General features: G+C 41.7%; 7 protein-coding genes. All 7 read left to right on the top strand.

Features of this window, described 5'->3' with window-relative positions; genetic code table 11:
• Positions 1–318: RagB/SusD family nutrient uptake outer membrane protein (locus B4G81_RS12360; RefSeq protein WP_294082945.1), on the top strand; the 318-nt coding region annotated here is incomplete at its 5' end.
• A gap of 35 nt (positions 319–353) precedes the next feature.
• Entirely contained in the window at positions 354–3,122 is a 2,769-nt protein-coding gene (locus B4G81_RS12365) for a SusC/RagA family TonB-linked outer membrane protein (RefSeq protein WP_294082946.1), read from the top strand.
• 15 nt (positions 3,123–3,137) lie between these two features.
• Positions 3,138–4,913 carry a RagB/SusD family nutrient uptake outer membrane protein gene (locus B4G81_RS12370; RefSeq protein WP_294082947.1) on the top strand — a complete coding sequence of 592 codons (1,776 nt, stop codon included), beginning with the start codon at positions 3,138–3,140 and terminating at the stop codon, positions 4,911–4,913.
• A gap of 107 nt (positions 4,914–5,020) precedes the next feature.
• On the top strand, positions 5,021–6,034 hold the full coding sequence (locus B4G81_RS12375) for a DUF5627 domain-containing protein (RefSeq protein ID WP_294082949.1): 1,014 nt from the start codon (positions 5,021–5,023) through the stop codon (positions 6,032–6,034).
• Positions 6,035–6,183: 149 nt separating this feature from the next.
• On the top strand, positions 6,184–7,572 hold the full coding sequence (locus B4G81_RS12380) for a BNR repeat-containing protein (RefSeq protein WP_294082951.1): 1,389 nt from the start codon (positions 6,184–6,186) through the stop codon (positions 7,570–7,572).
• Positions 7,573–7,609: 37 nt separating this feature from the next.
• Positions 7,610–8,743 (top strand): glycoside hydrolase family 88/105 protein, encoded by a 1,134-nt coding sequence (locus tag B4G81_RS12385; RefSeq protein WP_414703202.1) that lies wholly within the window; start codon positions 7,610–7,612, stop codon positions 8,741–8,743.
• Positions 8,744–8,833: 90 nt separating this feature from the next.
• On the top strand, positions 8,834–10,030 hold the full coding sequence (locus B4G81_RS12390; RefSeq protein ID WP_294082953.1) for a glycoside hydrolase family 88/105 protein: 1,197 nt from the start codon (positions 8,834–8,836) through the stop codon (positions 10,028–10,030).
• The last annotated feature ends 16 nt before the right edge of the window (positions 10,031–10,046 follow it).

Below are 10,046 nucleotides of genomic sequence, written 5' to 3' on the forward strand. Positions count from 1 at the left end.
CAACTACCCGATCTCACCAACAAGTACGCGGCCACAAAAGAGGCATTTATGGGGGAAATTATCAGAGAACGTGCTGTAGAGTTGGCTTTCGAAGGCCATAGGTTTCATGATCTAAGGAGATGGAACATTCATGATCAACTAAAATACAGAGAAAAGACAGCGGTTGATTTCGATAGGGATCCGGTAACCGGAAAACCAAGGAATATCAGGGAGAGAGTAATTATTACCCGTGTAGTGGAAAAGAAACACAACTGGTTACCGCTTCAATTATCGGATACTTATATCTATCCTCACTTTGGACAAAATCCGGGTTGGTAAGGCTTGATGTGACACAAAATAAAAAATTACAAAAAATGAGAAATATACATTTAACAATATGGGTTGTTCTTTTCCTTACCACTGCAGGTATAAAAGCACAGAATCCGGCAGATTTTGAATCTCTCATCAGCAACACAAGTGATTCAGTTCATATTGCCTTTGGTAAGGTTGCTAGAAACGATGCCGTCAGCACCTTATTTACAGTGGATCCCAAAGAAATACTCGAATTTGATCAAATCCTGGAGATACCCATTTCTTTGATTGGGCGTGTGCCCGGATTCTTTGACATCTCAAACCTGAGGGGTTTGGGCGGATCCTTGTATATTGTAGATGGGCTTCCCCGCGATCCTTATGCCCTTAACCTTTCGGAGGTGGAACAAATCACCGTTCTAAAAGACATCAATTCTGCTGTACTCTACGGAAGTGAAGCGATAAACGGTATTGTATTGATCACGACCAAGCGGGGGAAGGTACAAAAAAACAAAATAAATGTAACCGGATATTACGGTGTGTCTACTCCGGCGGAATTACCTAGATACTTGTCCTCAGCCAATTATGCCAAACTGTATAATGAAGCAAGGGTCAACGACGGATTGAATGCTACATATTATCAGAGCGACATCAACGGGTATGAATCGGGAGAAAATGTGGTCATGTATCCCAATGTAGACTATTATTCCGATCAGTTTTTAAAGCAGTTCCGGCCTTATTCAAATATAATCGCAGAGCTCAACGGAGGCAATAGAGTTGCCAGGTATTATACTAATTTCGGATGGAACAGATCCGGTTCCTATTTCAATATAGGAGAAGGGAAAAACAGCCAGACCAATGAATTTAATTTCAGAGCCAATGTAGATCTGGATGTAAACTCATTCATCAAAACGGCAGTGGACGCTTCAGCGATATTCCGCAATAGTTCCGGTCCCAGATCAAATTATTGGTCGCAGGCTTCCGTGCTCAGGCCTAATCTTTACCAACCCCTTATCCCGATGGACCTGATTGAAAAGGACGATCCTTTCCTAGGTTCGGCAAGGAACATCATTGAAGGGAAGTATTTATTAGGTGGGACCCAACAATATTTAACAAACCCAATTGCCGATATGTATTCGGCAGGAAAAAATGAAAACATTTATAACCACCTTTCCTTTAATAACAGGGTAGATATAGACCTGGATATGATCACAGAAGGACTTGGCTTCCACACAAACCTGAGTTTTGATTATCTGACTTTTTACAACCAATATATCAACAATACATATGCGGTGTATCAACCAAAAATAATTGGAGATTCTATCAGAATTACCAATCAATACAACAAAGATTCCCGCTCCGGTGAACAATATATATCCGGTCAAGGTTTCCAAAGAAGGATTGGTTACTATGCAATGGTCGACTATGACAGGGAATTTAACGACATCCATCATCTGTATGGAGCATTGACTGCGATGGGGAATCACCGGAAGAATCAGGGCGCTATCCAAGAAATTAAAAATGCAAATATTGGATTGAGAACAGCCTATATTTATGACAAAAGATATGGCATTGATTTCAGTGGCGCCTTCATCAATTCGGTTAAATTACCTCCTGCATCCAGGACTGCTTTCTCTCCTTCTATTGGATTGTCCTGGATAGCCAGCAATGAAGATTTCATCCAATCCATCAATGCCATTAATCACCTTAAATTCAGAATCAGCGCGGGAATTCTGCATACCGACCATGAAATTGGAAGTTTCAATTACTATTATAGCCCTTATGGAAATTCTGGGAACTTCCCCTGGTTTGATGGCCGTGTATTTGCATCTGGGGTAATTTCTCAATATGGTGGGAACCCATACTTAAGTTTTGAGAAAAGAAAAGAGATCAATCTGGGCCTGGAAGGACGGTTTTTCAACAATATGATCGTTGCAGACGCGAACATATATTTTAGTTCTATCGTGGACAGAATTACCAGACCCACCACAATCTATCCCAGCTACTATACGAATTTTATTCCTTACTCGAATTTTAACTCCGAGGGTTATAGAGGAGCCGATTTTGGGCTGGCACTGAATAAAAAATTGGGTGATTTTACAATATATATTGAAACAAATGTACTGTATCAACTTACCGAAACGCTACAAAGGGATGAGGTGTATGCTGAATCATATCGTTACACCAAGGGACGACCAATTGATGGTTTATACGGCCTCGAAGCGGACGGATTCTTTGAAGATCAGGACGACATTGACAATCACCACTACCAGACATTTGGAACTGTGAGACCCGGTGACATAAAATACGTGGATCAAAACAATGACCAAATTATTGATGAGAACGACATGATATACCTCGGAAGACAATGGCCCCCTTTCACGTATGGCCTAAATGTAAGATTGGGATACAAGAATTTCACGCTATTTGCAATAGGGAATGGACAGCGGGGAGCAAAAAGGATGCTATCGGGGGACTATTACTGGATCGATGGAAACAAAAAATACACCGAGATAGTGTATGACAGATGGACAGAGGCCACCAAACATACGGCTACCTATCCAAGATTAAGCTCGCAAGCCAATAACAACAACTATAGAAACTCCACATTTTGGATGTATAATAATGACAAGTTCCTGCTACAGCGTGTCCAGGTAACGTATGATTTTCCAAATAAATTGACAAATTCATTGCATCTCAATGGACTCAGTCTTTTTGTACATGGAAATAATCTCCTTACAATTTCCAAGCAACGGAAAGTAGATGAACTCACAGTGGGGGGTGAACCATTTTCTCGTTCATATGCGGTAGGTTTAAAAATCAAGTTCAATTAAAAAAATGATCAGGTCATGAAATATATACATATTACTTTCTTGCTCTTTATGAGCATGATTATATCCACCTTCTTTTCGTCTTGCGAGAATGTACTGGTTCCTACCGATGAAAATTTAAATACGGAAGACCGGTTATCAAAAGACCCCTCCTTTTCGGAAGGGCTCCTCATGACAGCTTATCTGAGGGTTCCGTCACGCAGTATTGCATTTGATGAGGTTGCCACCGACGACGCAGTGTCTAACAACAAGACAAACGGCTACTTAAGAATGGCTACGGGGCAGTGGTCTGCTTCATTTAACCCGAAAAACATGTGGGATAATTCCATTTCTTCCATTTTGTATTTGAATAAATTTCTAACTTACATCGATCAGGTTGAATGGAAGTGGTCGGATTTGGAATTGAACACATTGTATAAAAAAAGATTCCAAGGAGAAGCATACGCCTTGAGAGGTCTGTTTGGATTACTCTTGCTGGAGTCATGCGCCGGGATTGGGGAAAACGGTGAATTATTGGGTATTCCCATCATCAGGAATTTTATTGAGGCTGAGGAAAACTTCAATATCCCCCGCCTGGGTTTCTTCGAGTCGGTAGACAGCATCTATGCCGACTTTGACCATGCATTGAAATTTCTCACGATGGATGACTATGTGGATATTCAAAACCCAGAGCAGCTTCCGGAAGGTTATAGTGAATTTTCAGTATCAAGTTACAACGAAATATTCGGGAAGAGAGTGAATCAAAGAATAAGTGGAAGGGTTGTCAAAGCTTTAAAAGCCCGCCTTGCTTTGCTTGCTGCCAGCCCGGCATTCAATCTGCAAAATGAGACATCTCTTTGGGAGAATGCGGCAATGAATGCGGCGGAGGTCATCAATATCAATGGAGGGATCAATGGGTTAGACCCAAATGGTCACACATACTACCTTCCCGCCCAAATCAACAGGATCAACCTGGATAATAATCTGGATCAAAAGGAAATTATTTGGCGGACAGCAATGAGTGTTTCCAATGCTATAGAAAGGCAATGTTTCCCCCCCTCTCTTTTTGGCAATGGCGATATAAACCCCACCCAAAACCTTGTGGACGCATTTCCCACCCTTGATGGATATCCCATTGATGATGCCACATCGGGATATGACGAAAACAACCCCTATGTAAACAGAGACCCGCGTCTTTCCCAATATATTATTTACAATAACAGTGTGTTCAAAGGTGCGCGTATCAACACTTCTTTGGGTGATAATATAAATGCTAAAGACGCTACCGACAATTCTACCAGAACAGGGTATTATTTAAAGAAGCTATTGAGAGATGATATCAACTTAGATCCCGTAGCAACCACAAGTTTAAACCACTACAACGTGCATATCCGCTATACTGAAATGTTTCTTATCTATGCGGAAGCGGCCAATGAGAGCTGGGGTCCGGACGGTAAGGCACCCAATGCATCTTACTCCGCGAAAGAAGCCATTGCCGCACTGAGAAAAAGAGCCGGCATCAAACAACCTGATCAATATGTGGCATCCATTTCTTCAAAAGAGGAGATGAGAGATTTAATAAGAAATGAACGCCGCCTGGAACTTTGTTTTGAAGGCTACAGGTTCTGGGATATGAGAAGATGGTTGATGGACCTGACCGAACCTGCCATGGGAGTCAATATCACTGATGTATTGTATAGTTATGTACAGGTTGAATCCAGAGCATACAACAATGCATACATGCATTACGGGCCGATACCTCAAAGAGAAGTATTGAAGTATGATGCTTTGATTCAAAATAAAGGATGGAAATAATCACATTTAATTGTAATTGTATGAAACAAGCATGTACATCATAATATCCATGTGGATGTGATTAAAAGCGAATTCCATACACCAACAAGAAAAAATAAAATAATCGTATGAAAAAGATATTATTGGTTTTAGTGATACTTTGTAGTTTGGCTTCCTGTGAAAATGCAGAACAAGATTTTCCGGACTTTGACTACACCACCGGATTTTTCCCCTATCAATATCCCATAAGAACCCTTGTGCTCGGAAATTACATTTACGATAACACAAACGACAACAATCATATGTTTTTAATTTCCGCGGCGTTGGGCGGCGTATACCACAATGATCATGATCGCAATTTCAGCATCGAGGTGGATGAATCGCTCACCCGCAACGCCCTGTTTGGTGCCTCACTCGACACCATCCGTTTGATGCCTTCTCATTATTATAAAATGGAATCTACAAAGATCACCATCCCAAAAGGGAAATACAATGGAGGAGTGAGTGTACACCTAACGGATGCATTCTTTCAGGATTCATTATCCATCCATACCACCTATGTGATACCGGTACGGTTAATCAGCTCAAATGATGTGGATTCTATTTTAAGGGGTAAAACAACAATGGCGGAAGCTGATCCCAGGATAGTAAACGATTGGGAGATAACCCCAAAAGATTTTACCATGTTCGCTGTGAAATTTATCAATGCGTATCATGGTAATTATTTTTATCACGGAAGCAGCCAGGTGAAAAACATCAATGGAACCATCATTGAGAATCACAGTTATGGGGAAAAATATATCGAGAAAAATCCCATAACTTTTCTTAAAACTACCGGAAGAGACCGGGTGTCATTAAACATTAATATGAAATCCGGATATATGAATGACAACGTGGAACTCGTTCTGGATTTTAATGGAAACAACTGCTCCATCACCGGCAAGGGTCAATCTCAGTATACTGTTTCAGGTAGCGGAGAATTTAAAGAAGCACAGTTTATTTGGGGCAATAAGCTTCGCGATGGAATTGTCATAAATTACGAAATATCCAATCCCTCTTACACCTATCTGGGGCAGGACACACTCATCGTAAGGGATAGAGCTGTTGTAATGGAAACCTATGAACCTCTTATCAGGTATTAGATGAGCAGGATATGGACAAGCATGAACTACAAATCAATTGATATAATCAATTGATATAATCAATTGATTCACAACAGGAATAGACAATTATAAACTCAACAATCATTACACACAAATTGAATTATACAATCAAATTATATGACAAAAAAATGCGGAAACAATCTATTCTGTTGCTGACCCTGTCACTCATAATGGGGTATGCGCTGGTTTTTTCTTGCACAGCAAAAAAAGGCCTACAAGACAATCGCACCATACATCCTTCTTCATTCCAGATTTTGGAAAAAATACCGGTCGAACCCGTTTGGGCGGGGACACGCGTAAGATATGCCTTGTTGACACACGACAATCATCAGTTTGTTGCTTATTATGATGCAAACAAGCAGATGACGGTGGCACAACGCACCCTCGATTCCAAAGAATGGACATTCAAAAAACTTGATTCTTACATTGCGTGGGATTCTCATAATTACATCACCATGGCTTTGGACAAGGAGGGCTATCTTCACGTGAGTGGAAACATGCATGTCGTACCTTTGATTTACTTTCGCGCGTCAAAGCCATATGATGTTACAAGCTTGAAACGTATCTCATCCATGGTGGGCAAGAACGAAAGAAGGGTTACTTACCCTCATTTTTTAAAAAACAAAGACAAGGAGTTGATTTTCACCTACAGAGACGGAGGAAGTGGGAATGGAAATAATTTCTATAATATTTATGACACCGCCACAGGCAAATGGCGGCGGTTGTTGGAACAACCGTTTACAGACGGAGAGGGTTTGATGAATGCTTATAACCATGGCCCTGTTGAAGGACCCGACGGGTGGTTCCACATATCCTGGATATGGAGAGACACACCTGCCGCAGAAACCAACCATGACCTCAGTTATGCAAAAAGTCCCGATTTGATCAACTGGTTTACGGCCAGTGGAACCCCTCTTTCCCTGCCCATTAAGTTAGGTACCCCCGGCGTTATCGTGGATCCCGTGCCGATCAAATGCGGTATGATCAACGGGAATGGCCGAATCGGATTCGATTCGAGAAATCGCGTCATCCTGTCATACCACAAGTTCGATGATTGTTCGGATCCCTATGCTCCCACCCAATTTTATAATGCCCGATTCGAGGAGGGGAAATGGAAAATCTATCAAACCACAAACTGGGATTATAGATGGTACTTTGAAGGAGGAGGATCGTTAGCGAGTGGCGGTGTCTCCATTGGAGCCGTTGAATATACAGATGGGGAATTAAAACAGACTTACAGCTATCCCAGACAAGGATTTGGTGCTTTTCTTTTATCGGAAAAGACGTTAAAATCGGTCAAAACAGTGCCTCTAACACCCTGGCCTAAGGAAGTGCTCATATTACATTCAACATTTCCGAACATGAGGGTAAGCATAACCCACGATGCGGCTGGAGTGATAAATGGAGAGCAATACATCATGCGCTATGAAACGCTTCCTGCAAACCGAGACCGGGCTTATCCGGAGCCATGGCCTGGACCCGAGATGTTAGAGGTTTACAAACTGAAAAAATTATAAGTCCCATACACCAACAAGAACAAAATAATTTAATCTTATGAGAGATTGCATTTCCACATACCAAATAAAAAAAATTCCGGTTTTGCTCGTGATCGTTTTTTGTGCATTTTTTCAGGTAATGTGTGCGAAAAAGAATGAACTGAAAGATTTCCCGCATGGCTACACACCCCAGGAGATTGGATTGTTATTATCCGAACGCTTTGTGCCAAGCGAACATTTTTTGCATAGAAAGCAATGGATCCATTATCCGGAGGTATGCGCTCACCTGGGAGCGCTACGTTTTGCCGGGAACATCAATAATGAATTGTTGATCTATAAGTTACAAAACAGGTTTGAGCCTCTTTTTTCCTCAGAAGTGGATAAATTACCTCCTAAAAACCACGTGGATATGAACATGTTCGGTTCCTTGCCACTCGAACTTTATAAAATCACCCACGATCAGAGATATTATGACCTGGGCATGACTTATGCCGATTCTCAGTGGGAAGTCCCAGAGGAAGCTTCGAAAGAAGAGAAAAATTGGGCAGATAAAGGATACTCATGGCAAACCCGTCTGTGGATTGATGATATGTATATGATTACAATCGTACAATCACAAGCGTATCTTGTAACAGGCGATCGGAAATATATCGACCGGACAGCGCGTCAGATGGTCCTTTACCTCGACGAATTACAAATGCCCAATGGATTGTTTTATCACGCACCCGATGTGCCGTTTTATTGGGGAAGAGGAAACGGATGGATGGCTGCGGGAATGGCCGAACTATTGGGTGTATTGCCCGCTGTCAACCCTGATCGTGCTCGCATTATGGAAGGTTATGTAACCATGATGAGAAGTCTCAAGAAATTTCAAGGTGAAGACGGCATGTGGAAACAATTGGTGGACGATCCGGAATGCTGGTCCGAAACATCCGGTTCAGCCATGTTTACCTATGCCATGATTGTAGGAGTCAACAACGGATGGTTGGATGCATCTTATGTCCCGGTAGTTAAAAACGCATGGATGGCATTGGTCTCCTACATCAATGAAGAAGGAGATATGACGGAAATATGTGTAGGAACCAATAAAAAGAACGACCGGCAATATTATTACGACCGTCCCCGAATGATAGGAGATTTCCATGGGCAAGCACCCATGCTTTGGTGTGCAGCCGAACTTATTTCGGATTAAAGAAATTATTTGAACTCAACTATTGACCCATAAAAGGAGGTGGATTTTTAAATTAGAAGTAGGAAATGATTTATTAAAATTGGAATAGACATGTTCAAAAAATTATTATTGTTGCTCTGGGTACTCGTAATACACACGGCATTCGCAGGGAAAAAGTATTCGGCAGCCATTGATGTGAATGCTGTAAAAGAAGTCATAAATGATGCCATAGCCTGGCAGATAAAAAATATGCCCACAACGGGAAGAGCAATATGGAATCCTCAATTTACCGGATGGGCAGACGGTGTGTTCTTGAGTGCGGTGACCGATTGGGCCCATTATGACAACAGTCGTGACTTTAAAAAATGGTACAGGAAGATCGCCGAAAATAATCGTTGGGAAGTGGGAAACCGTTCTTTAAATCCGGCTAACGACATTGCAGTCTCTTTAATGTATGGACGCATATGGTTGGACGATCCCAAGCCCTATTATATTGTAGAGAAAGTAGATAAATGGGATCATAAAATGGTTATGGACCTATTTGGAGGATGGGTTCCTCTTATTCCAACTATCGAACGGTTGGATTACCAGATGAAATATTATCCCGAAACAGACAATCTCCTTTTTGAAAATCCTCAGAATCAGGAACGTTGGTGTTGGTGTGATGCATTATACATGGCAGCCCCTACATATGCTCTTTTTGCAAACATAACGAAAAATGATGCATACAGGGAGTTCATGAATCGGGAGTTTTGGGAAACACACAAAGCCCTGTATGACAAAGAAGAGAAACTTTTTTATCGGGACACACGATTTATTACCCAACGAGAAGCCAATGGTGAAAAGGTATTTTGGGGACGGGGTAATGGATGGGTGGTAGGTGCCCTCGCACGTGTATTGGATTTCCTACCACATGACTACCATTCCAGGGATCGGTATGCAACTTTATTCCAGGAAATGATGAAGCGTATAGCTACGCTTCAAGATGAAAATGGTTACTGGCATACAAGTCTGCTCGACTATGAAACGTTCACCTCGCCGGAAACCAGCGCGAGTGGCTTTTTTACCTTTGGACTTTGGTGGGGAATCAACCGCGGACTACTGGATAAAAACACTTACCTGCCTATTGCAATGAAAGCATGGAAGGCAATGGTAGAGGCCGTCCATGACAATGGAATGCTCGGCTATGTTCAACCGATCGGAGATGCTCCACAAAATATCACAGCAGAAAAAAATGAAGTATACGGAACAGCCGCATTCGCTTTAGCAGGACTTGAAGTGGCTAGATATGCCGAAATGCCGAAGTAAATTAACGATCTATCAT

The organism is Proteiniphilum sp. UBA5384 (assembly GCF_002410825.1).
Lineage (GTDB): Bacteria > Bacteroidota > Bacteroidia > Bacteroidales > Dysgonomonadaceae > Proteiniphilum.

Bases quoted from the DNA above. Each gene is read 5' to 3' on its own strand.
- B4G81_RS12365 (WP_294082946.1), top strand. From the start codon at position 354: ATGAGAAATATACATTTAACAATATGGGTTGTTCTTTTCCTTACCACT.
- B4G81_RS12370 (WP_294082947.1), top strand. From the start codon at position 3,138: ATGAAATATATACATATTACTTTCTTGCTCTTTATGAGCATGATTATA.
- B4G81_RS12375 (WP_294082949.1), top strand. From the start codon at position 5,021: ATGAAAAAGATATTATTGGTTTTAGTGATACTTTGTAGTTTGGCTTCC.
- B4G81_RS12380 (WP_294082951.1), top strand. From the start codon at position 6,184: ATGCGGAAACAATCTATTCTGTTGCTGACCCTGTCACTCATAATGGGG.
- B4G81_RS12385 (WP_414703202.1), top strand. From the start codon at position 7,610: ATGAGAGATTGCATTTCCACATACCAAATAAAAAAAATTCCGGTTTTG.
- B4G81_RS12390 (WP_294082953.1), top strand. From the start codon at position 8,834: ATGTTCAAAAAATTATTATTGTTGCTCTGGGTACTCGTAATACACACG.